The following is a 22,502-nucleotide window of genomic DNA, read 5'->3' on the forward strand; positions in this document are numbered from 1 at the left end:
CAGCTCTGAAAACAGATACCCCCTCCCCAGGTGCTGGTGTGACTATTGAAGTTCGTGAGGCCCGTGAGGCTCTCAAGTGAAGCCCGCCGCGTCTGCCCGAAATCAAAATGCAACGGCAGCTACGTTAAGAAATTGTTTTGATGTCGTGAGGTTACATCCTGTGGCACCCACTGTCACAGCGTTGCATCCTGCGGAACCCACTGTCGTGGCGTTGCTTTTTGTGGAGCCTACTGTCAGGGTGTTGCATCTTGAAGAGATGCCCGTCGAGAGGTTGCTTTTTGTGGGGGCCTCATGCCGAGAGGGCACATCCTGCGCGCTTCGCTGGTGCCGCACGCTTGCCCGATCTCACCGCGCTGTCATACACGTTTCGCCCCATAATGAACTATCCTTGAGGAGAGTCGTTCATCGATTGTTCATGTCCCCGAAACGAGGAATTCACGTGGGGTTATTCTCTAAATTCTCGCGTTCCACGCGGGTTTTCGACCTAATTGGCGCCCAGGCGGCGCATCTTCCTATCGCCGCCGCGGGCCTCGCGCAGCTGATGACCGCACCGGTTCATGAGCGCGCGGAGTTGCAGCAGCAGTTGCATACCATCGAAAACAATGCAGATGAGTCAAATCACGCGCTCCTCAAAGTGGTAAATAGGTCTTTTGTCCTCCCTTTTGATAGGGAGGATCTTTATGCCCTGACCACCGCGGTTGATAATTGCGTGGACCTCATGGACGAGGTCGGGGAAAACGTGGCCTTCATGCGCCCGCTCACCCTCCCCGATAGCGTGCCTACGGTGGTGGATATTCTCAAGAGCTGCGCCCGCCTCTCCTCGGATATCCTCGCGCATTTCAACCCCACTTCCCCGGATACCCGCGAATACTGGGTGGAAATTAACCAGCTGGAAAACAAGGGCGATTCCCTCTACCGTTCCACCCTCGCCGCGCTTTTTGAAAACGCCACCGATGCCATTGAATTGCTGCGCGTCAAACTGGTTGTGGACACTCTCGAGGACACCGTCGACGCTTTCGAGACGCTCGCCGCCGTGGTCGAGCGCATTGCCCTCAAGGAGTCCTGATTTTGTCCGAGTTGCTCTTTTTGGTGGGCACCGTCGTCGTCATTAGCCTCATTTTTGACTTCACTAACGGTTTTCACGACGCCGCAAATGCCATCGCCACCTCGGTAGCCACCCGCGCGTTAACCCCGGGGGTGGCCCTCGCGATGGCGGCCGTCATGAACTTCCTCGGCGCGATGCTCGGCACGAAAGTGGCCGAAACAATCGGATCGGGCATCGTTGATATTACCGAGCTGGAAAAAATAACCGGCCTCACCCTGGTGCTCGGCGGGCTGGCCGGCGCGATTGGCTGGAATCTTATTACCTGGTGGCGCGGGCTGCCCTCGTCATCTTCGCACGCGCTCATTGGCGGGCTAGCCGGCGCGGGTATCGCTTCGCTGGCCACCGTACACTGGGCGGTTATTTTCGACCGCGTGGTGGTGCCGATGGTTGTTTCCCCCGCGGTTGGTTTCCTGCTCGCCTACCTCATTATGAAAGTGGTGTTGCGTCTGCTCACCGAGGCGCCCTACCACACCACCATGCACCGTTTCCGCTACGCTCAGACGGTTTCCGCCGCGATGGTGGCCCTCGGGCACGGCCTCCAGGACGCCCAGAAAACCATGGGTGTGATCGTGCTGGCCCTCACCGCCAGCGGTTTCCACAATCTTGAAGACGGCATCCCCACCTGGGTGAAACTGGCCGCGGCCGCCGCGATTTCTTTGGGGACCGCGACCGGTGGCTTCCGCATTCTGAAAACGCTCGGCTCAAAAATTATTGATTTGGATCCGGCCCGCGGTTTCGTTGCGGAAAGCGTGGCCGCGAGTGTTCTTTATACGACGGCGTTTGTCTGGGCCGCCCCGATTTCCACAACACATACCATCACCTGCGCGATCATGGGGGTCGGGGCCACGAAGCGGCGTTCGGCAGTGCGCTGGTCCGTGGCCGGCAATATTGCCACCGCCTGGATCCTCACGATCCCGGCGGCCGGCGCCCTGGCAGCGGTGGCCACCTGGCTGCTGCGCCTGGTGCTTATCTAAGCTGCTTGCCCGCTACCCGCACGCCGCACAGAAGTGAGGCGGCGGGCCGATGCGGCGTCGTCGTACTTAATGCGCAGCGTGAACATAGCCGCGCCCGCGCACCTAGCCGCGCCCGGGCACATAACCTCACCCGCGCGCATCACCTCCCGAAACACAACTGTGCCGCGCAGGATAGTTCCCGCGCGGCACAGTTCGCAAGGTAAACAGCGGAGCTGTTAACCGGTTTAGCCGAAGCGCCCGGAGACGTAATCTTCGGTTTCCTTGTGGGTCGGGTTGGAGAAAATCTTCTCCGTCTGGTCGAACTCCACGAGGTGGCCGGGCTTGCCGGTCCCGGCGATATTGAAGAAGCCGGTCATTTCGGAGACGCGCGCCGCCTGCTGCATATTGTGCGTCACGATCACGATCGTGTATTCCTCTTTGAGGCTGTTCATGAGGTCCTCAATCGCGAGGGTGGAGATCGGGTCGAGGGCCGAGCACGGTTCGTCCATGAGGAGCACCTCGGGCTTGACCGCGATGGCGCGGGCGATGCACAGGCGCTGCTGCTGGCCGCCGGAAAGCGAGGAACCCGGCTTATCGAGGCGGTCCTTCACTTCCTCCCAGAGGTTGGAGCCGCGCAGCGAGCGTTCCACGATTTCCTCCGCATCGGACTTCTTGATCTTCTGCGAATTGAGCCGCATCCCCGCCAGCACATTGTCGCGAATCGACATGGTGGGGAACGGGTTCGCACGCTGGAAGACCATGCCCACGTGCTGGCGGACGGTCACCGGATCCACCCCGGGGCCGTAAATATTATTGCCGTCGATGAAGACATCGCCGGTCACGTAGGCGCCGTCGATCACTTCATGCATACGGTTGAGGGAACGCAGGAACGTGGATTTGCCGCAACCGGACGGGCCGATCAGCGCGGTCACCGAATTCGGTTTGATATCCACATTGACGTTCTCCACGGCGAGGAAATCACCGTAGTAAATGTTCTCGTTACGAACACTAATTCCCTGAGGCACTGTTTTTCCTTTCGGCTGCCGCGTTAGCGGCCCTTCGGGGCGAAGATATGAGCAATCAAGCGCGCCAGCAAGTTGAATACCAGCACGATAAACACCAAGACGAGCGCGCCGCCCCAGGCCAGGTCGAGGTTATTGGCCTTGAACTGCGAGTAGACGAACACCGGGAGCGTCATCATCGGGCCGTTGAACAAGGAGTAGTTGAACGTATCCGAGACGGAGGCGGTAATCATCAGCGGGGCCGATTCGCCGATCACGCGGGCGATGGCGATCACGCAACCGGAAACGATACCCGGCAGCGCGGTCCGCAGCACCACCTTAATGATGGTGCGGGACTTCGTCACGCCGAGCGCGTAGGATGCTTCGCGCAATTCATTGGAGACGATGCGCAGCATTTCTTCGGTATTGCGGACCACAATCGGCGTCATAAGAACAACAAGGGCGACGGCGCCCATGATGCCATTGCGGAACCCGAGCGCGGGGGCGAGCACCGGGACAATCGCGGCGGCGAAGAGGCCGGCCACGATGGAGGGGATGCCCGTCATAATATCGACCAGGAAGGTCACCGAGCGCCCGAACCAGCCACCCCTGTTGTATTCCACCAGGTAGATGGCCGTCAGAATACCGAGCGGGATGGCGATGAGCGCCGTGATGCCGGTGATAATGAGCGTGCCTACGATGGCGTGGCCGAGGCCGGGCTGGGCGCCGGGCAGGGACATGCCGAGGGTGGAGTTATTGAGGAAGGAATAGCTGAGGATCGGGAGGGCTTCCACGATCACGGTGTAGAGCAGCGATAGCAGCGGGAGCACCGCGAGCACGAAAGCGCTGGTGATGAGCACGGTGGCCATGCGGTTGGCGCCGCGGCGCGGGCCTTCCACTGCGTATCCGACGATCCGGATCACGAGGAAGAAGACGAGCAAGCCCACCAGGACCGCGCCGAAAAACGAATCCGCTTTGAAGCCGAAGTGGAACAGCAGCCAGGAGGCCAGCATGCACACCACGAGCACCGCCCAGTTGAAGAACTTGGGCAGGCGGCCGTATTCGGAGGCGAAGATCGGGGTGCCTTCGGTGACGGTGTCCATGCTGCCGGCGCGGCCGTTGCCGCCGTTTCCGCCGGGTAGCGTGCCGCTACCGGGCAGCGCGTGCGCGCCGCCGTCGGGCTGGCTGGCAGGGGTCTGTGTTACGTCAGTACTCATTAGGCATTCGCTCCTGAGAATTCTGCGTACCGGGCCAGAACGCGCCGCGCCAACCAGTTGACCACGAAGGTCAGGGCAAAGAGCATGAGGCCGATACCGATAAGGACCTGGCGCTGCAGACCGGGATGAGCTTCAGGGAAGTTCAGGGCGATCTGCGAGGCGATGGTGGAGTGCTGCCCCGGGGAGAAGAGGTTGAAGTTCACCTGCAGGCCGGCCGAGAGCACCATGAGGAGTGCCATCGTTTCGCCCAGGGCGCGCCCCAGGCCCAGCATGGCCGCGGAGACGATACCGGAACGGCCCACCGGGAGCACGGTCATCTTGATCATTTCCCAGCGGGTGGCGCCCAGGCCGAGGGCTGCTTCTTCCAGCAGCTTCGGGGTCTGGAGGAATACTTCGCGGCACAGCGAGGTGATAATCGGCAGGATCATAATGGCCAGCACCAGGCCGCCCATCATGATGTTACGAGCCGGCGGCGTGAAGGCCACCAGGCTGGGTTGGAGCGGCCACCAATCGAATTGGGCCAGTCCGCCTTCTTCACCCATGAACGGAACGTGATCCACCCACCACTGGAGCGGTGGGGTGAGCACATTGGAGACCCATTCGAAAACGGGGCGCACAATCGGTTCGAGGGTGCGAATACCCCACAGGCCGAAGACCACGGAGGGGATGGCCGCGAGCAGGTCAATAATGTAGCCGAGGACGGAGGCGAAACGCCGATGCGCGAAATGCGAAATGAATAGCGCAATCGCTACCGCGAAGGGTACGGCGAGGGCCAGTGCCAGAAGTGCGGAAAGCACGGTACCGAAGAGCGCTGCCCCGGCGTACTGCCAGAAGCCCATGCCCTTCGTGAAGTCTGCTGTCCCGGAGATTTCTTCCTTACCGGCAATGAATGCCGGATATGACTCGAGGAGCAGGAAGATGAAAACGGCGCCCAGGATGAGGATGATGAATGCTCCGGCTCCGATGGCTAGGCCGTTGAAGGTAGTGTCTGCAACGCGGCGACGCGCGCGTTTGGTCGGGCGGGCCGGCACTGCAGTCTGACCCACCTCCGGGGAGGTTTCCTGAGCGGTACGCTCAAGAACCTCCCCGGCTGCGTTATCTCGTTCAGTCATATCGACTTTCAGATAGGGGTATTCGGTTGTCTAACCGCTGGTTTACTTGATGGTATCGATGACGGCCATGGCCTGCTTGCGCAGGGTGTCCGAGATCGGAGCGTTACCACCGTTGGCCGCGAAGGCGGCCTTCTGGCCTTCTTCGGAGACGACGTAGGTGAAGAAGGCCTTGACCAGTTCACCGGTGGAGGCATCCTTGTATTCCTGGCAGCCGATGAGGTAGGAGAGCATAACGACCGGGTAGGCACCCTTGACGGAGCCGTCGCGCTTGAGGTCCTTGTTGAGGAGGGTGTCCGTGGCACCTTCGGCGGCCGGGGAGTCATCCACCACGCGGGCGGCGGCTTCCGGTTCGGGGCCGATGAACTCATCGCCAACCTTGACCTTCACCGGGGTGAGGGTTTCGATCTGGGAGTAGTCGGCGTAGATGATGGAGTTCGGGGTGGAGAGGGCCAGCTGGACCACACCGGAGGTGGATTCGGCGGACTGACCGCCCTGGATCGGCCAGGTTTCTTCCGAGCCGTAGGTCCAGACCTCGGGGGCGGCTTCTTCCAGGTAGGACTGGAAGTTACCGGTGGTGCCGGACTTTTCCGCGCGGTGGATCGGGATAATGGTTTCGTCCGGGAGCTTGACGCCGGAGTTGGTGGCGGCAATGGCCGGGTCGTTCCACTTTTCGATCTGGCCGGAGAAGATCTTCGCGATGGTGGGAGCGTCGAGCTTGAGCTCCTTGACACCTTCGAGGTTCACGGCGATCGCGATGGGGGAAATGTAGACGGGCAGTTCCACGGCAACGTCGGTCTTGCAGGTATTGGAAACCTGGGCGAGTTCTTCCGACTTGAGGGCCGAGTCCGTGCCGGCGTACTGCACCTGGCCGGAGAGGAACTGCTGGCGGCCGGTGCCGGAGCCGGTGGGCTCGTAGTTCACGGTCACGCCCGAGTTCGCGATGGTGAAGTTATCGCGCCAGGCCTGCTGGGCCTTCTGCTGCGAGGAAGCACCGGAACCGGAGATGGTGCCCGAGAGGTTCGAGCCGCTGTCCGCGGCCTGGGTGGTGGCGTCACCCTTGGCAGCTTCGGTGGTGGCAGAAGTCGTTGCGTCCCCACCACAGGCGGAAAGGGTCAGAGCAAGAGCGGTGGCACCAGCAAGTGCCGAGATCTTCATGGTCTTCACTGTTTAATCCTTGCGTGTTCAGGAACGCCCGTTTCGGCGCTCGCTGGTTCGAGCCTAGGAAGCGAGGGTTACGGCGGCCCACACCGGAGGTAAACAGAAGGTTAACGGGCTTGTAGCATGTCTCACAGGATGCGGCCGTGCAGGCACGTTGGGTGCTCGGGGCGCGAGCACGGGAACACAGCCTGCACGCGGGCCGCTGGGAACGCGCCACTGGGCACACGGCCGCTAGGGTTCGGTGTGGACGGGGCGGAAGCGTTCGACATCAACCGCGTGGTCGCCTTTCATGTGGACGACGAGGATTTCTCCGGTTTTGAGGTAGGGGTCGTCGTCGGGGAGCTTTTCTTTTACGTGGTGGCCGCCGTGTTTTTTAACGACGTCGATAACGGTACCCAGGGTGGGACGATGCAAGCTGACCGCCGTGGGAGCTCCGGCATCTGTCAGGACCGCCTCGATGGTTTTACGTACTCCGGCGGGGTTCTTCGCGTGGGAATGTTCGGTGAGGGCAGCGACGCAGGTGAGGGAGACTCCGGAGGCATGTGCGTAGGGTGCGATGGTGGCGGTGCAACGCTGCCAGGGGGAGGATACGAGGCGGTCTACCCCGTAGACGCTAAGCACCGAACTGATGGTGCGAGCCCGGGAGGCTCCGTGCGGGGTGAGGGGCCGGGTTTTTTCGCTTCCGTTCCACGCCGAGCGTTTTTGGGCGCGAGCGTGGCGAACGAGCAACACCGCGCGGGTGGTGAGTTCTCCGCGTTCCCAATATTTCAGGACGCGTTTGAGCATGGTGCGTTCGTCTTTATAGCTGAGTTTTTCGAGGGCGGTTTGCGCGTTCATCCAGCGTGACCGGGTGATTTCCCCGGGGTGGGCTGTAGGGAATTCCGGGCGGGCGGCAACCGGCCGCGAGCGCTGGGTGAGCGGGCGGGCCACCCAGTAAAAGACTCGTTTTTTCTTCCCCGAGGATAGGGTGTAGCCGATGGAGGGCAGGGGCCGCTGCAGGGCGATATGCTCGCCGGTTTCTTCGTAGACTTCCCGCACTGCCGCCATGCGCGGGCCTTCGCCGGGCTTGTATTTGCCCTTGGGGAAGGACCAGTCTTTGTAGCTATCCCGGCGTACGAGTAACACCTGGAATTCGCCACCTTTTTTGCGCCACACAACGGCGCCCGCAGCATGAACGCTGCCCATCACTCCCCCTTCGGCATAGTTGGTACGGATATGCGCGGGCCGCGGGATTCCCCCGGCCCGCGATTTGCCTAGTCCCCTCCTGCCACGCGGGAGCGTGCTTGTTTCATGAGCAGCTCCTGGATATCGACGAGCGGGCGACCCTTCGGGCTGAGGTTGTGGCGCACCCACCCGTCCGGACCCAGGTGCCACGAGCTGGTGGTATCCGCGGTGGCCACATCCACCAGTTCCACCAGGCGGTCCACCATATCCGGGTCCGTGATCTTGATGAGGGCTTCGATGCGCCGATCCAGGTTGCGATGCATGAGATCGGCAGAGCCGATGAAGACATCTGCGTCGCCGTCGTTACAAAAAGCGTAGATACGCGAGTGTTCGAGGTAGCGACCCAAGATGGAACGGGCTTTGATGTTATCGGAAAGCCCGGGGATGCCGGCGCGCAGGGCGCAGATGCCGCGCACCTGGATGCTCACTTTCACGCCGGCTTGGCTGGCCCGGTAGAGGGCGTCGATGGTGGCTTCGTCCACGATGGAATTGACTTTGAATTTCACCCAGGCGGGTTTGCCGGCGTTCTTGTTTTCAATTTCGCGTTCGATCCGGTCGATGAGCCCGGAGCGGATACCGGTGGGCGCCACGAGGAGCCGGTGGAAGCGTTCCTGCCGGGAGTAGCCGGAGAGCTGGTTGAAGAGCCGAGTGAGATCCTGGCCCACATCCCGGTTGGAGGTGAGCAGGCCCAGGTCTTCATAGCCGCGGGCGGTTTTCGGGTTGTAGTTGCCGGTACCCACGTGGCAGTAGCGGCGCAGGCCGTCGGATTCTTGGCGGACCACCAGCGCGAGCTTGCAGTGGGTTTTCAGCCCGATCATTCCGTAGACCACATGTACCCCGGCCCGCTCAAGTTTGCGCGCCCATTCGATATTGCGCTGCTCATCGAAACGCGCCTTGATTTCCACGATGGCGAGGACCTGTTTCCCGGCTCGGGCTGCGCGGATAAGCGAGTTCACGATGGGGGAATCCCCCGAGGTGCGGTAGAGGGTTTGTTTGATGGCGAGGACCTGCGGATCCGCGGCCGCCTGGGCGATGAATTGCTGCACCGAGGTGGAGAAGGATTCGTAGGGGTGGTGAAGCAGCACATCATGATCGCGCAGCTTGGCGAAGAAATCAGCCGGTTTGGCAGATTCGGCATCCGTGAGCCCGGTGGGCGTGACGGGCACATACTTGGGATATTTGAGCCCGGGCCGATCCAGATCGTGGAGCTGTTCGAGGGATTGCAGGTCAAGAGGCGCGGGCAGCCGGTAGGTATCCGAGGGGCTCACGCTCATTTCCTTCTGGAGGAAGCTGAGGGTGGCATCATCCATATCCTCATCTACTTCCAGGCGCACCACCGGCCCGAAGCGCCGCCGGAGCAGTTCGCGTTCCAGGGCGGTGAGGAGGTTTTCTGCGTCGTCTTCTTCGACTTCCAGGTCTTCATTGCGGGTGACGCGGAAGGTGGCGTAGCTTTGCACATCCATCCCGGGGAAGAGTTCACCCAGGTGGTGCCCGATGAGTTCCTCCAGGGGCAGGAATTCAATATCACTGCCGGCTTCCACCGGAACGTTTTCCGGGCTGTAGGCGGTGCCATCTTCCCCAATCATGAGGAAACGCGGAAGCAGATCCGGCACTTTCACCCGCGCGAAAGCGGAGGAACCACGCCGATCCTTGAGGACAACGGCGAGGTTGAGGGAAAGCCCGGAAATATAGGGGAAGGGATGGGAAGGATCCACCGCGAGCGGGGTGAGGACGGGGAAAATCTCATCCTTGAAAAGCTTGGAGAAGCGCTGTTGCACCTGGGCATCCAGCTCATTCCAGCGGCGGATGAAAACGCCCTGGCCTTCCAGTTTGGGCTTGATATCTTCCGAGTAGACCTTGGCTTGGCGCGCGGTCAGTTCATGGGTGCGTTCCGCGATACCCTTCATGACCTGGCGCGGGGTGAGGCCGGATGCTGCCACCACTCCAATGCCGGTATCAATACGGCGCTTGAGGCCGGCCACCCGCACCATGAAGAACTCATCGAGGTTCGAGGAGAAAATGGAGAGGAACCAGGCACGTTCCAGGAGTGGCAGGGTTTCATCTTCTGCCTGTTCCAGCACCCGCTCATTGAAGGCCAGCCAGGAGAGCTCCCGATCCGCGAAGCGCCCTTCGGGAAGCTGGGATTCCTCCGGCGCCTTCGCGGAACGCTTGGCGAGTTTGCGCGATTCCTTGGCCATATCCGTGAGGGATTTGGTGGAGACCGGCGAGCCGAGCCGCACCGCCTGCAGGAAAGTTTCGTGCGGGGTGGGTTCTACAGCACTGGCGCCCTCCCGGGCTGCCAGACGGGCGCGAGTGGCCGAAACGGCCGGTTCGGGTTGCAGTTCATAGCGCACATGCCGTTCGGCCTGCGTGAAGCCGGCCTTCCCGTAGACATGCACCGCGGCGGAATTCGCGGCATCAACATAGAGGATGCAGCGTGAGAAGCCACGCGAGCCGGTGGTGACAAGCGCCCAGGCCGTCAGGAGTTTCCCGATGCCCTTGCCGCGGTGTTCCGGGGCCACTGCGAGCACATAAAGTTCCAGTACATTCGCTTCGCTCGGTTCGCTAGCGGCGCCGGGCTCGCTGGCCGCGTTCGCTTCGGCCGCGCCAGATTCACCTGCCGCGGTGCCAGCCACGCCGGCCGCACCAGCAGCGCCCGCGCCTCCCCCGAGCACATTCGGCTTGAGCCACACAAAACCAACGAGTTCGCCTTGGCAGCGCGCGGTTACCAGGAGCTCCGGAGTGAACCAGGGAGCTTCCATGCGTTCACGCAGATCCTCCGCGGTGAGCTGGCCCTGATCGGGCAGATCCGCGAATGCTTCCGCGTTGAGACGCGCAATATCCTCCAGATCCGCGGCCGGATCCACCGGTGCCAGCACGATTCCCGGCAAAGTCCACAGGGCCGGAGCAGGATTTTCTTCCGTAACCGGGCGCTCCAGCACGAGGAGGGTACGCCCCGGGTAGAGCTGGGATGATGCCGCGAGTTCCTGCGCGGCCGGCAAATCCCCGTGCGCCCACACCGCGGTTTCCCCCGCATCCAGAACGGTGCGCAGCAATTCCGTACCGGCGCCCTTGCCGCGGGCTTCCGGACGCACTGCCAATTCCACATCCCCGGTACGCCCGGAATGAGCCACCCCGACCACGGGATCCCCGAAAGTCCACACCCGCGAGCTTTCCGCGCCCGCGGCAATATCCAGAAGCGTTTGCTCACTGAACGGCGCGACGCCATCCGCCGCGAAGCATTCTTGGGCGAGCTGGTTAAAAAGCGCGGCCTGATCCGGCTGCGGTGATCCGGCAACGATACTCATAGGAGGGCTCCTTTTTCCTGCTACCTCTTAACCGTAGTCGATGACTACGACAGAAAAGTTACGTCCAAGCAAACGAACGACGGCGCAGCTCCCCTTCGCCAGGGGCATCCTCCCCGATACCGTGAATTTCGAGCCAGCCGGCGCTCCTCCAGGAACGGCCCCGCTCCGCTACGAAAGCGTGCCGCGCACCGCCCGAGCCCCGGCCGCACGGAATTCCCGTGCTGTTTCCAGCAGCGCCGCATCGCGGCGCGTGACCGGCGTGGCCAGCGGGTGTTCGTCGCTAGGGATCCAGAGCGGATCCACTTCGGCAAGGGTGTCACACAGGCGGGCCGAGCTGGCCAGCACCTCCGCGAAGTCCCCGCTAAAGGAACCGGCGAACACCTCATCCCAACTGGCTTCCACTTCCCCGAGGGTGGGAGTTTTTTCCAGTTTCTCCGCGCCGTCAGCTCCCTGGGAGCCGAGTTTTTCCCGCGCGGCGGTGAGCCGCGCGGCGGCGTCGTTCGGAAAACGCCGCAACCATTCGCGCAGCAAGTAGCCGCGCCACAGCATTCCGGGGAGGGTGCTTTCCGGGGAGCGCGCCCAGGCTTCGGCGATGACGTCGATGCCTTCGGTGGCGACGAGGTCCAGCACGCGGGCGCGGACCTCCGGGTCTTCGGCGTGGTAGCCGGCGCCGGGCAGGAGGGCCTGCGCCGCGGTGTGGGCGAGCTCGCTGTGGTAGGCGACGTCCGCTTCACCTTCGATGGACTCGAGCTGGTCCGGTTTCATCTGGGCCGGACGGCGAAAACTACTAGCCATAATTTTTCCTCCACTCGCTCGGGGCGCGCCAGTGCGCTCGCTCACTCTTCTATTGTCGCACCTCAGGGCGGGCCTTAGTGCGGCTTCGAGCTGTTTTCCGCCGATTACGTAAAGGAGTTGCGGGCCTCGCGCGGATGTAGAAATGCTGCCGAGCGAAGCTTGAGCACCCGCGCAGATGCGGCTTTCCACACAGATTCGGCCCGATTTTTTACCAGCGGGCCAAAGCGCGCTACACTACTTCGTGGGCCTCTAGCTCCAACGGTCAGAGCACTGGACTTTTAATCCAAGGGTTGTGGGTTCGAATCCCACGGGGCCTACCATTTTCTTCCAGCGAGCGATCACGCTCTTTTTGAGCGATCTCCACAACATTTTCGGGTAAAAATTCACTCAGTGGAACTTCCAACCTTGCGGCAGTCAAAGCCAAATCTTTGATACCCCAAGCAACCTTCCCGGATATTTTTCGCGACATCGATGCCCGTGTGATTCCAACAGCTTGAGAAAGCCACTCAATCGTCTCCCCGCGACGTTTAAGCCACAGCATCACGCGTTCACCAACGAACTCATCAGTGGATATTGTCGACATGTATTCGTCGTTCGTAACAGACATGTCGTAAATCTATCACCAACACAGTTAACGTGCAATACCACCTATTAAGTAAGGTATATCGAACGACACAAGTGCGACAAGCGCATCCGTTTAGTCAAACACCCCTTGCGACATTGCAAGCGTCAATCGTACACTAGCTGTACGTTTAGATTGATTGGCGGTAGACGATGCTCTTAACTACGCAGGATGTAGCGGCACATGTTGGCGTAAGCCGCGCTTCGGTGTGGAACTGGTGTAGGTCGGGCCGGATTTCCGCGGTGCAATTGCCCGGCGGGCAGTGGCGCATTCCAAAGTCAGAATTGGATCGCATTCTCGCACCCGTTTCCAAGACAGACTCACCAACGACTACTAAGGATGCATCCACAGAGGTTCCTGGCCAGTTGGAAATTTTCGGGTAGGTATCCAATGGACACGACGCTGGAGTTGGGGCAGTCGGTTGTTATTCAGTGCTGGAATTTGAATATCGCCGATGAGGGCGTGTATTCGCCAGAGCTGGGCGCGCGAGTGTGTGACCCGTGGGTGTATGTCGTTTTCGACGTGGACGGTGTACCCGAAGAACACTTTGATAAAGCCTGCCGGGTTATTGAGCATTTCAAGGTGCGCGTGAAGGGCCGCGAGATTCGCCTGGGCTACAACCTCGACACACTCCCGGAGGAGCTGTGGGGTTGGTGTTTGCCGTGGCTAGTGTGTGGCCTGGCCTATCGCACGACCCCGGCTTTCGGACCAAACGCTAGCGAGGGTGAGGATGTGTATGTTTCCCACTCTCAGATTGACCCGCTTGTGGGGCTTATGGTCGCGAACCACACGGATACATGTATTGGTACGTGGCTTGGTGGGGAATGCTTGAGGGTAGCAGCTTTCACGTCGCCGGGCATTCTCACCCGGGAGTCAGTTTTCCCGCCCGCTTCATCGAAGATTGATGAGGATCTCAGTGAGTGGCTGGAGATCATCCCATGGTAAGAACACTACAAGCAGTGCTTCCCGAGCCAGGCTCGGTTTTTGACCTCGCGGTTATTGAGGGTTTGCATGTGGCGGACTGGGATATCGAGGTCCCGTCTGTGTTGAGTTTCCGCCACTGGAATTTCTCCGAAGAGTCCTGGCGCGAGCAAGCTCGCGCCAAGGTCGAGGATTTTTACGGCCGACGCCTACGCTACTTCCAAACACTAACCGGTATTACCGAGAGCGCCGTTACTGCTTTGTATGGCAGGCCGGGTGTCTCTTATCAGGCGACGTGTATCGGTCTTGCCGTGGATATGGGCTGTGAATTGCATGGCGACCTAGACGAGAGGGCCGTATTGCAAAAACTCCTGGATACCACGGCTTTCACCGCGATAACCCGAGCATACAGCGCCGTGCCAGGGCTGGTGCTTGCTGGCGGAATTCGGGTGCGGAAAGACCCGGAAACATTCAAAGTGGGTAACCCACCTCTTGAGTGGGCGCTCGCCTACGGGCTGCTTTCGGCAGCCTACATGATCGGTCTTCTTATTACGGGCTGGCCATGCTATCGCACGCCCGAGCACCCGGACGGGTTGATGTGTGCGGTTCATATCGCGCCGCTTGGCGGTGAATGTGATGAGCGTGGTTTTGTGCCCGTCAATGAGCGCACGATGGAGCTTGCCGGTTTTTCCGTGCCTACGCGCGAAGACGAGCAATACATCCGTGTTGGGGGTCTGCTCTCATGACGCTAACAACTATTGCGACGCGGCCGCTTTGCCGGCTAACGCGACCAGCCCGGAGGCAGCGGCCTTTGTTTGTTTGCTTCACGGCTGGCGGGGCTGGGGCGGTCTGTCCATCTGCTACTAATGTTGTTGGTCTTGCAAAAACGAGCAATGTCCAGGCCGAGGAGACGTGCGGTTTTGTCCAGGTTCGCTGCGGTGACATGGCGGCCGGCGTTTTCGGTTTGGTGGTCGAGCCATCCGTAGAAGTAGATTTTCTCGGATTCTTCAACGTTGCGGCGCAGCGAGGGTGGAATGTTTTGCGGGGGTACCCATTCGCGGACGTTTTGCCGTGCTGCGGCGTTACTGGCGGCCTTGACAATGTTTCCGATAGGGAGTTTTACGGTTCCGCCGTGGCCGCCGATTCCCAAGGCTTGCAGAAGTGGCCCGTAGTCATCTCCCAGGTAGGTCTCCGTTGCCAGAACTCCCTTCGCGATTTCTTCTACCTCGTAGATGTGACACCAGGGGATTGGTGTTTTGTGGGTGGCGATGAGGAGCTTGTAAGGGGGCTGGGGCGCTCCTACGAACAGGCAGTCGAAAGTGTAGGGCCGGTAGGTTCCGTCTTCTTCCAGGTTCGTGGTGAACGTGAAAAGGATCCGGTAAACGCCATGAGCCTTGTGCTTCTTCCATGCGTGGCTCAGGCCTTCGAGTCTAATCATGTCTTCCCTTCCATCGACGCTGATAGTTGGTTTGCTGCTTCTATTATGCGCGAGATGGTTAGGGTAGTGCGCGCTTCCCATTGGCGCGCGGGTCGACTGGCCCTTGGTACTCCTAGAGAGCCAGCCGACCCTATATTCCTCAGCCGGGTTGGCTACGCGGCCGTTTCTCGGGTGTCACCGTCACTTTGGTCGCTGTCCCGGGTGGATGGCGTCGGGCCTGCCTTCGGGTTGTTGGTGATGAATACCGAGTCGCCCGTGATGATAACGCGCTCGGCGTTGATAACCATCCCAGGACTGTATACGCCTGGCGTGATTGGCATGTCCGGCACGCGTGATGTCTCCGATATGGGTGGCGTCTGCGATGTGGTCGGTGTGGCGGGTTTTGGTCCGTATCCCCACAGGGTGAGGGTGCCTGCCCAGGCGGACATGGCGTTACTAACAGCGCTGACAAACAGGAAAATGATTTCCATAGTCTTTCCTTTCGGATGTTACAAGGGGAGCACGGGCGGGATTGCTCGCACTCGGAGGGAAACGGTCTGCGTTTTTGTTTCCCTCTGCTTAACTAGTGCGCTTTGCACGCACAACGTGCGGGCGTGTGTTCCGTCTCGTGTTTTGGTGAAGAAAGGGAGGCGCCACCGGTGGTGGTGTGGCTCGCCGCGGTCTCCATGGCGGCGGGCGGGCATGGGCAGGGTCGGTGCGGGCACATTGGGTTCGCGCCGGCCGGCCCAGCCTAATGGCGGCCCGCGCCCAGTGCGCCGCAAGGAGGTGGCAGCATGACCGACACGGGACTGTTTTTCTCGGTTCGTTCTTATCCGGTTCTTCTTGAGCGCGAGGTGGTTCTTGACCCTGATCTTTCTTATGAGGCGCTTAGTGTGTGGGTGGTATTGCTGGCCATGCCTAAAAACAGCGAACGCACCGTGAATGCTTTGGTTGGGCGTGGTTTTGGGCGCGACCGGGTTACCCGCGCGATAAGCGAGCTTGAACGTTATGGGCTGGTTTATCGCTGGGAGAGGCGCGTGCCTGAGGGCCACGGGTTGCTCACGCAGGTGTTCGAGCGTCCAGCGGTGCCGCTGTCGGCGTTTCGGTGTTTGCCGGTGAAAATCCGCCCGTTTGTCACCGAATGCTTATCAGTAGTGGGCGTGGATGTTGGTGAGTTGCGGGCTAGCCTGGCCGCCGCACACACGCCCGGCACAAATACGCCTGTGGTTGCTGGTAGTGATCTGGGGGTGTGTCATGGGTGAGTATTTTGCGGTGCGGCGGGGTGCTACGGCGCTACCGAACTCCATGATCTTCAACCGCGCGCTCACGTATGACGCATTGGCGTTGGCGACCGTGTCGCTCTCGTTACCGCCGAATGCTCCGGTGGGTTATCGCGATCTCATGGGCCGGGATATGGGCGAACACCGCGCCAGGAAAGCTTTGGCACTCCTGGAAGCGGAGCATTATCGGTTCCGTTTCCGCACCCGCGCTAGCGGGCAGATCCGTGAACTGGTCGTCATGTTCGACACCCCAGTAAGCGTGGGTGAGGCGCTTTGTGAAATCCAGGGGCGGATGGAAAGCGGGGCGATCACGGCCCGCCAGGTAGTGGCGTGTCCGAGCCACCCCAGCGAGTTCACGCGCAGTGCCCCGGCTGGTGAGTTCGGCATGGAAGATGAGATGCGCCTCGATGAGGCACCGGCGCCTTCCATGGCGCCCATGCCGGCAGTGTCTTCCGTCCTCATGGAAGGCGCGGGCGAGGCTATTCCGGTCGCCACAGCGGGTGTCGATCTTGTGGATACCCCCGGAATATCCACCGCCGAGCCTGTGGATAACTGTGAAACGCCCGCTTCGAACTGTCGGACAGTTACAAATTCCGGGAGTGACCCAGGCGACAAAGGCGGGGCGGATTTTCACCGTGCCTGGAAAACCTCGGCACGGTGGGAACCGCGAGATTCCGCGGTAGTTGAAACAGATAGCGAGTTATCCACAGGGTCTCACCGTGCGGGGATTACCGGAGCACGGTGGACCGGAGCACGGTCAGCCCAGGCGCATATATCTAAAGATATATCCAACAATTCCTCACTACGTTCGGAATTAACCAACCAACCAACGCAGCCCGAATTTTTATCGGAAGCTTCTGGCATGGTTGGTGTGGTGGATTCCCAGGTTGAGCACCCCGCGCCGGCCGCGGTAACTCCGGTTCGCCGTGAGCCTGTCCCAGCCGTCGAAGATCAAGCCCGGCGTGAGCCAGCGCCGGGGGGTTCGGGGCGGCCGGATGCCGGGCAGGCTAGCGCGCCGCCTGGCAGCTGGCCGACATCAAGCACTGCGCAGACGCAAGGCTCGCGGCAGGCATGGGCAGCTAGCCTGATTGGTGAATGCGTGCCACGTGACCTGGTGCGTTTCCTGGCACCCGCGCGCTTCGTCGCGGTTGCCCGGGATCTCCAAGTTGCGCTTGATTCGGGCTGGCAGCGCGCGGAGATACGTGCCCAGCTCGCGGGTAACGCGCTTGGTGCTACGCGCAATCCTGGTGGTGTCATCGCACATCGCATCCGCGATATCGCGCTGGCCAGCCCGCCCAGGCCACCACGTCCGCGCACTGCCGTGGTGGTGGATACCAGGCCTGATCCGGGTGAGGTTTGCGCGATGCCTGAGGGGCTGCGGGCAAGGGTTTCCCGCCCGCACCCGCCGGCCCCGCAGCCGGCCTCGACCGGGCCGCCGGGTGAGGCCGGTGTGGTGCGGTGTAGGGGTTCTGGCGAGACCTAGCGCCGGGTTAGGCTGAAGAAAAACAACCCGCAAGTTTTTGAAAGTTTTTAGCGAAAAGGAGGGCAAGCCATGAGCGAGCAAACAACCACACCCGACGGCGCTGTTGCTGTTGCCGGCGACGAGGTCACTACCGAGCAGGGCCGGGCGCGTGGTAGGCGTGTGTGGCTGTGGCCGAGCGTGGCTATCGCTGCGGCGATCGTGGCCGGTACTGGTGTTTACCTGGCAGGGCGCTCAGGTGGCACCGACGAGGCCCGGGCGGCCTATTCGGAGGCCGTGACGCTCAACGAGCAAGCCCGCGCCGCGCTGCAGACAGCCGTTGACGGTATCGGGTTCACGACCGAGCAATGCGTGGCTGATGGTGGCGCGCCCGCGGACTGCCAGGCTTTGGCACAGGCTGTGGAAGCTGCACGCGCCGGGCTTGCTGAGCCTTTCAAGGCGGCAGACGCTAAGGATCTGGACGCTGATTCAGCGCGTTCCCAGGCCGAGGCTTTGCGGGCTACGGCGAAGGATTTTGAGGCGCAGGCGGCCCAGATCAAGGATGCGACCGGCAAGCTCAACGAACAGTTCGAGGCTGCCACGTCGGCGTACTTGAGTGGCGATGCGGCGAGTTTCGCGGCGTCCTGCGAGGCTGCCACGACCACCGCCCGCGGTGTCGAAAGTCTTGCCGGCGAGGCTGATGGGTTAGCTGCGGATTGCAAGAGCTTCGCGGCTTCCGAGGGGAGCGCGCGGTTGTCCGTCCTCAAGGAAAAGACAGCAGCTCTCCAAGCCCGTGTTGATGCTTTGAACAACAAGGTGGCGGCCGCACAAACTCCGGCGGCGGTTCCCGCGCCGGCGGTATCGTCCGGCGGTGGTTCGGAAGATGCGGGCGGGTATTCGGATTCGGGATATTCCGCAACGGAAAGCGGCTCGTCGTGGTCAGATAGTTCGTATGAGGCACCCGCACCCGAGCCGGCCGCTCCTGCACCTGATCCGGCTCCCGCAGACAACGGCGGCGGATGGGTAGACAGCGGCTGGACGATGGACGGCCCCCCTGTTTGCAGCGAGGGTGATACCAACGGCAACTCGTGGTTTGTCCCCTGTCCGTAAAAGTAAAGGTGGCTCGGTGCTTGTTGGCGCAAGCACCGAGCCGGAATCCCCTCAATTTTTCGTAATGCTCCAACATTCGACTCAATGAAAGGACTCGTTTCCTATTATGGCAGCGACCACACACGCCCGGCCAGGTGGCCGGACTCTCGCCGCGCTCCTTGCGGCATTTACTCTGATAATTTCAAGTTTGCTTGGCGGTAGCGCCATGGCGGCTTATGACTCAACGGTCGGGCGCGGTATCGATCTCGTCGGTATTAATGCGTCGGGTGCGTTGCGGCTTGGCCCGCACATTAATCAGACTCCGCAGATTGGCGGGACAGCTATTGATGCATCCCCTCAATGGTGCATTGATGGCAAGAAAGCCGACCCGGGCCCGAACGATTTGACTTCGATTGCGACCCTGACGGATTCCGCACAGCATGTGCCAGAACTGGCTTTGACGACGCCGCAGGCAGCCTGGCTTTTGAATAAATACCAGGGCAACACGACAGATAACGTGAATTTGGCTGCCCTGGGTCTGCTGATGCATTCGAACTTCGAGAACACTCCGGCGGTGGCTCATGAAATCGCCGGAGCTACGCAAACCCAACAGCCCGATGTCTGGGCGCGCGCATTACAGTACGTTTCCGAGGCCCGTAACAGTGCAGCCGTCGGCTACGAAGGTGGCCAGGTGGAAGGCGATGGCCAACGCACCGGTAATATTCACGGAATCGTCGTCACGAATGGCAACGGAGTTCCAGTCGCGGGCGTTCCAGTTTCTTTGCAACTTTCCGGCCCTGCCGTCTTTGACGCTACTGGCACGAGCTCCTGGGCAGGGACTTCGGCTGCGGAACCGATCACCCTGAAGTGGACTGCCACGGGAAACGGTGATGTGTCCTATTCGATGCAAGCAGCAACTTCCGGTCGGCGGACTCTGACAAAGTACGGTTCGGATGGGTCGATTCAAGACATGATCACTACTGGTAATCGTGATCTCGCTTCTGACCCGGAGACGGTTACGGTTCCGGGACCGTCGTGGCGTGTGATTTTTGATTTCCAACCCACCGGAACCAGCCAAGCCACCAGCCAGGAGATCAACCTCGACGGTTCGATCACCGACACTCTCACCACGAGCGTGGACAAGTCTTATGGTGATGGGCAGTGGACGCAAGTCAACGGCGCTCCCGTGCCGGTGATGTATACCGCGACCGCGTATTGGGCGGGCCGTGAAAAGCCCGCAACCAGCACCACCATCCCGGCAGACGCCGAAGTCCTCGGCAGCGTGGACGTGACCGCGACGGGCGAGGGCCAGAAACTCGAAGCGAAGCTCACCACACCCAAGCGCGGCTACGTGAGCTGGGTTTGGTCGGTTGATAAGGCCAAGCAAGGCAATAACTCGCAGTATGTTCACCAGAACTGGGCGGATTCGTACGGCCTGGAAGCAGAAACGACATCGGAGAATTTCGACTTCCGTCCCCTGGGCATCTCGAACGTGGACACCGCGAAAGTAATCGACAAGGGCACTGTTCTCTCTGACACGTTCGATGCCAAGGCCGACCCGGCCTACCGGGATGGTGAATGGACACGCATCGTTGCTCCTGGCACATCATTTGACGAGGGCACGTACGTGCCGGTGACCTACCGTGCTTCCGCTTACTATGTTTCCCCGACCGAACTGCCCGCCACTGTGGCCACGGTTCCGGCGTCGGCGGAGCTGATTGAGTCTGTCACCGTCGTAGCTAATGGGCCGGGCCAGATCAAGGCCACGCTCTCGCAGCCCACAGTAAAGGCCGGGTTCGTGACGTGGGTTTGGGAAGTCAAGGCTGAAGACCAGCCCGCGGATTCCGCGAAGTGGATTAAGGCCGGATGGGCCGACCAGTTTGGCCTGCCGGACGAGACCACGTCGGTGCGTTACCCCGCACAGATCGACTCGACGCTCTCGATTCGCGACACCAAGAGCGGCACGTATCTCGTGGATGATGTTTTCGTGACGGGCCTTCCGAAGAACCATCCTGACTTCCAAGGCGGGATGGGTTTCAAGGCCGATGCTCAGGTGATTGAGCATGAGGTGTTGTTCTTCCCGCACGGTCTCGCCGTGACAGAAGCAAACCGGAGCCAGGCGGAAAAGATCGGCGAGACAGTCACGATTCCGGCGAAGAACGGGTTCTACCCGTCTATCGGTGAGACCTCGTGGTTGGTGAAGCAAGACGCTAACGGTAAAAATCTGCCGGGCACCTATGTTTTCGTTTCGTCGTTTGCTGGTGATGATCGCGTCCAACCGCTCACGACGAGCGTTGAGGACACGCGTGAGCAGTTCACCATCACCCCTGAGCCGTCGATTCACACCACTTTGACGCATGAGAACACGCACGTGGCGCCGAATACCGACAAGGTGGAGCTTGTCGATACGGTCTCTTATCAGAACCTGACGCCTGGTAAGGAATACCAGCTCGAGGGTACGTTGATGGATAAGGCGACCGGCGAAGCGCTCGTGGACGCGAATGGCGACAAGGTGACATCGCAGGCTACTTTTGTGCCGGAGACTCCGAACGGTACCGCCACGGTGACTTTCGTGGTGGATGGTTCGCTGTTTGCGGGTAAGCAGACCGTGGCTTTCGAGAAGCTCACGCAAGACGGTCGTGAAATCGCCGTACATACGGACATCAACGACGAGAACCAGACCGTTGTGTTCTCGAAGCTCCAGACGACTGCAACCGATAAGAGCGATGGTGACAAGACCATCGCGCCGGTGCCTAACGCCGTAATCACCGACCGGGTGTGCGATGTCGCCGGCACTCTCGTGCCGGGTACCGAGTATGAAATCACGACCGCGTTGATGCTAGATAACGGCGACGCCTTGCTCGACGCTTCGGGCAAGCCCGTAACAGTTACACGCAAGTTTATTCCGGCGGCCGCGAATGACTGCGCGAGCATCGATATCACTTTCGATGCGAGCAAGCTCGCCGGCAAGAAAGTCGTCGTGTTCGAGACCGTGACCCAAGACGGCAAGACCGTTTCGGTTCACCACGATCTCAAGGACTCCGAGCAGACCGTGTCGGTGGAGATTCCAGGCGATGGGGATAACGACAAGGCGAAGCGGCGGCTAACCCGCACCGGAGCAAGCGTCCTCGGCGGCGGTGTCCTAGCGCTTGGGTTTATCGGCGTTGGCGTGGCTGCGCTGCGTCGTCGTAACAACTAACCAAAAAATCCACCTACATCAGTAGGTAAGTGATAGTGGTGTGCCCGCACTCTAGGTGTGGGTGCGGGCACACCACACCTCCCCCATCCACTCTCGGCGGGGTGGCCATTTCTCTTCCCTTTCTTTTCCTTATCTTTTTCTTTCCTTTTTATTACCCCGATATGTCCGTGAGGAGGTGGCGCTGATGGGTGAGCGGCTTGGCGTGTGGGCACTTGAGCAAGGCGGACGCATCAGCGCAAACTCCCTCGCGCTCCTCGGCGTCGTCGCGTTGTTTGCTGATCCGGCCGGGGTATGTATCCTGACGCCTACGGATTTACAGGCACGCGCGGGCCTGAGCGAAAAAACCTTTAACACAGTGCTTACCGAGCTTGTTGATGCGGGTCTTATTTCGGCGCAAGAATCCACCACCGGCACTGCTTTTAGTGTTCTTGCTCCTCGCGCGTATTTAGACGATGCCACCAGGCCGGTCTCGGCGGCCGGTGAGTTAGAGCGCGGTCTGCGGATTATTTCGACAACACTCACCACTACCGCTAGCGGTACTGGCATGGCTGGAATGGCTGGCACTGCTGGCACTGCTGGCACTGCTGGCACTGCTGGCACTGCTGGCACTGCTGGCACTGCTGGCACTGCTGGCACTGCTGG

19 protein-coding genes, 1 tRNA gene and 1 pseudogene are annotated in these 22,502 nt (G+C 60.8%); 11 read left to right on the forward strand and 10 right to left on the reverse strand.

What is annotated here, in order from left to right; genetic code table 11:
• Positions 1–439: 439 nt before the first annotated feature.
• Both ACRQHG_RS06585 and ACRQHG_RS06590 read left to right on the forward strand, forming a co-directional pair.
• On the forward strand, positions 440–1,066 hold the full coding sequence (locus ACRQHG_RS06585; protein WP_026428733.1) for a DUF47 domain-containing protein: 627 nt from the start codon (positions 440–442) through the stop codon (positions 1,064–1,066).
• Between the two features lie 2 nt (positions 1,067–1,068).
• Positions 1,069–2,079, forward strand: a complete 1,011-nt coding sequence (locus ACRQHG_RS06590; RefSeq protein ID WP_435719832.1) for an inorganic phosphate transporter — start codon at positions 1,069–1,071, stop codon at positions 2,077–2,079.
• 224 nt (positions 2,080–2,303) lie between these two features.
• On the opposite strand, the gene pstB is transcribed toward ACRQHG_RS06590, so the two are convergent.
• The 8 genes and pseudogenes from pstB to ACRQHG_RS06630 all read right to left on the reverse strand — a co-directional run bounded on the left by pstB (position 2,304) and on the right by ACRQHG_RS06630 (position 11,873).
• Positions 2,304–3,083 carry a phosphate ABC transporter ATP-binding protein PstB gene (gene pstB / locus ACRQHG_RS06595; RefSeq protein ID WP_026428731.1) on the reverse strand — a complete coding sequence of 260 codons (780 nt, stop codon included), beginning with the start codon at positions 3,081–3,083 and terminating at the stop codon, positions 2,304–2,306.
• Between the two features lie 23 nt (positions 3,084–3,106).
• The gene (gene pstA, locus ACRQHG_RS06600; protein WP_435713533.1) at positions 3,107–4,276 is read right to left on the reverse strand and encodes a phosphate ABC transporter permease PstA; all 1,170 of its coding nucleotides are present in this window, start codon (positions 4,274–4,276) and stop codon (positions 3,107–3,109) included.
• Complete coding sequence (gene pstC, locus ACRQHG_RS06605) at positions 4,276–5,388, reverse strand: phosphate ABC transporter permease subunit PstC (protein ID WP_180948672.1); 1,113 nt, start codon at positions 5,386–5,388, stop codon at positions 4,276–4,278. Before pstC ends, pstA begins: the two co-directional genes overlap by 1 nt.
• Positions 5,389–5,430: 42 nt before the next feature.
• Entirely contained in the window at positions 5,431–6,543 is a 1,113-nt protein-coding gene (gene pstS, locus ACRQHG_RS06610) for a phosphate ABC transporter substrate-binding protein PstS (protein WP_035276844.1), read from the reverse strand.
• Positions 6,544–6,777: 234 nt separating this feature from the next.
• Positions 6,778–7,731, reverse strand: coding sequence for an NUDIX hydrolase (locus ACRQHG_RS06615; RefSeq protein ID WP_435713534.1), 954 nt, complete (start codon positions 7,729–7,731; stop codon positions 6,778–6,780).
• A gap of 68 nt (positions 7,732–7,799) precedes the next feature.
• Positions 7,800–10,532, reverse strand: a complete 2,733-nt coding sequence (locus ACRQHG_RS06620) for an RNA degradosome polyphosphate kinase (RefSeq protein WP_435713538.1) — start codon at positions 10,530–10,532, stop codon at positions 7,800–7,802.
• A 261-nt stretch (positions 10,533–10,793) separates the two neighbouring features.
• Positions 10,794–11,078: pseudogene (locus tag ACRQHG_RS06625) on the reverse strand (GNAT family N-acetyltransferase); the annotation flags it as partial.
• A 168-nt stretch (positions 11,079–11,246) separates the two neighbouring features.
• The gene (locus ACRQHG_RS06630) at positions 11,247–11,873 is read right to left on the reverse strand and encodes a hypothetical protein (RefSeq protein ID WP_284890307.1); all 627 of its coding nucleotides are present in this window, start codon (positions 11,871–11,873) and stop codon (positions 11,247–11,249) included.
• Positions 11,874–12,116: 243 nt separating this feature from the next.
• On the opposite strand from ACRQHG_RS06630, the gene ACRQHG_RS06635 reads away from it, so the two are divergent.
• The 4 genes from ACRQHG_RS06635 (at position 12,117) to ACRQHG_RS06650 (ending at position 14,162) form a co-directional block, all read left to right on the forward strand.
• Positions 12,117–12,193 (forward strand) — tRNA-Lys (locus ACRQHG_RS06635).
• Between the two features lie 454 nt (positions 12,194–12,647).
• Entirely contained in the window at positions 12,648–12,878 is a 231-nt protein-coding gene (locus ACRQHG_RS06640) for a helix-turn-helix domain-containing protein (protein WP_431308506.1), read from the forward strand.
• 7 nt (positions 12,879–12,885) lie between these two features.
• Positions 12,886–13,440: a hypothetical protein gene (locus ACRQHG_RS06645; RefSeq protein ID WP_284905868.1), complete on the forward strand. Its 555-nt coding sequence runs from the start codon at positions 12,886–12,888 to the stop codon at positions 13,438–13,440.
• Positions 13,441–13,508: 68 nt separating this feature from the next.
• Positions 13,509–14,162: a hypothetical protein gene (locus tag ACRQHG_RS06650; protein WP_435706340.1), complete on the forward strand. Its 654-nt coding sequence runs from the start codon at positions 13,509–13,511 to the stop codon at positions 14,160–14,162.
• 35 nt (positions 14,163–14,197) lie between these two features.
• On the opposite strand, the gene ACRQHG_RS06655 is transcribed toward ACRQHG_RS06650, so the two are convergent.
• Positions 14,198–14,854 (reverse strand): DUF6037 family protein, encoded by a 657-nt coding sequence (locus ACRQHG_RS06655; protein ID WP_284905864.1) that lies wholly within the window; start codon positions 14,852–14,854, stop codon positions 14,198–14,200.
• A gap of 152 nt (positions 14,855–15,006) precedes the next feature.
• A complete protein-coding gene (locus ACRQHG_RS06660; RefSeq protein WP_284905862.1) occupies positions 15,007–15,324 on the reverse strand; it encodes a hypothetical protein in 318 nt (105 codons plus the stop codon).
• 303 nt (positions 15,325–15,627) lie between these two features.
• On the opposite strand from ACRQHG_RS06660, the gene ACRQHG_RS06665 reads away from it, so the two are divergent.
• The 5 genes from ACRQHG_RS06665 to ACRQHG_RS06685 all read left to right on the forward strand — a co-directional run.
• Positions 15,628–16,095 carry a hypothetical protein gene (locus ACRQHG_RS06665; protein WP_274733711.1) on the forward strand — a complete coding sequence of 156 codons (468 nt, stop codon included), beginning with the start codon at positions 15,628–15,630 and terminating at the stop codon, positions 16,093–16,095.
• Positions 16,088–17,596, forward strand: coding sequence for a hypothetical protein (locus tag ACRQHG_RS06670; RefSeq protein ID WP_284905860.1), 1,509 nt, complete (start codon positions 16,088–16,090; stop codon positions 17,594–17,596). Before ACRQHG_RS06665 ends, ACRQHG_RS06670 begins: the two co-directional genes overlap by 8 nt.
• A gap of 69 nt (positions 17,597–17,665) precedes the next feature.
• Positions 17,666–18,682, forward strand: coding sequence for a hypothetical protein (locus tag ACRQHG_RS06675; RefSeq protein WP_284905859.1), 1,017 nt, complete (start codon positions 17,666–17,668; stop codon positions 18,680–18,682).
• Positions 18,683–18,788: 106 nt separating this feature from the next.
• The gene (locus ACRQHG_RS06680) at positions 18,789–21,860 is read left to right on the forward strand and encodes a VaFE repeat-containing surface-anchored protein (protein ID WP_435706339.1); all 3,072 of its coding nucleotides are present in this window, start codon (positions 18,789–18,791) and stop codon (positions 21,858–21,860) included.
• Between the two features lie 184 nt (positions 21,861–22,044).
• Positions 22,045–22,502 (forward strand): hypothetical protein (locus tag ACRQHG_RS06685; RefSeq protein WP_435706338.1); only part of this gene is annotated, 458 nt, incomplete at its 3' end.

Source organism: Actinotignum vesiculae, assembly GCF_051267215.1.
Lineage (GTDB): Bacteria > Actinomycetota > Actinomycetes > Actinomycetales > Actinomycetaceae > Actinotignum > Actinotignum schaalii.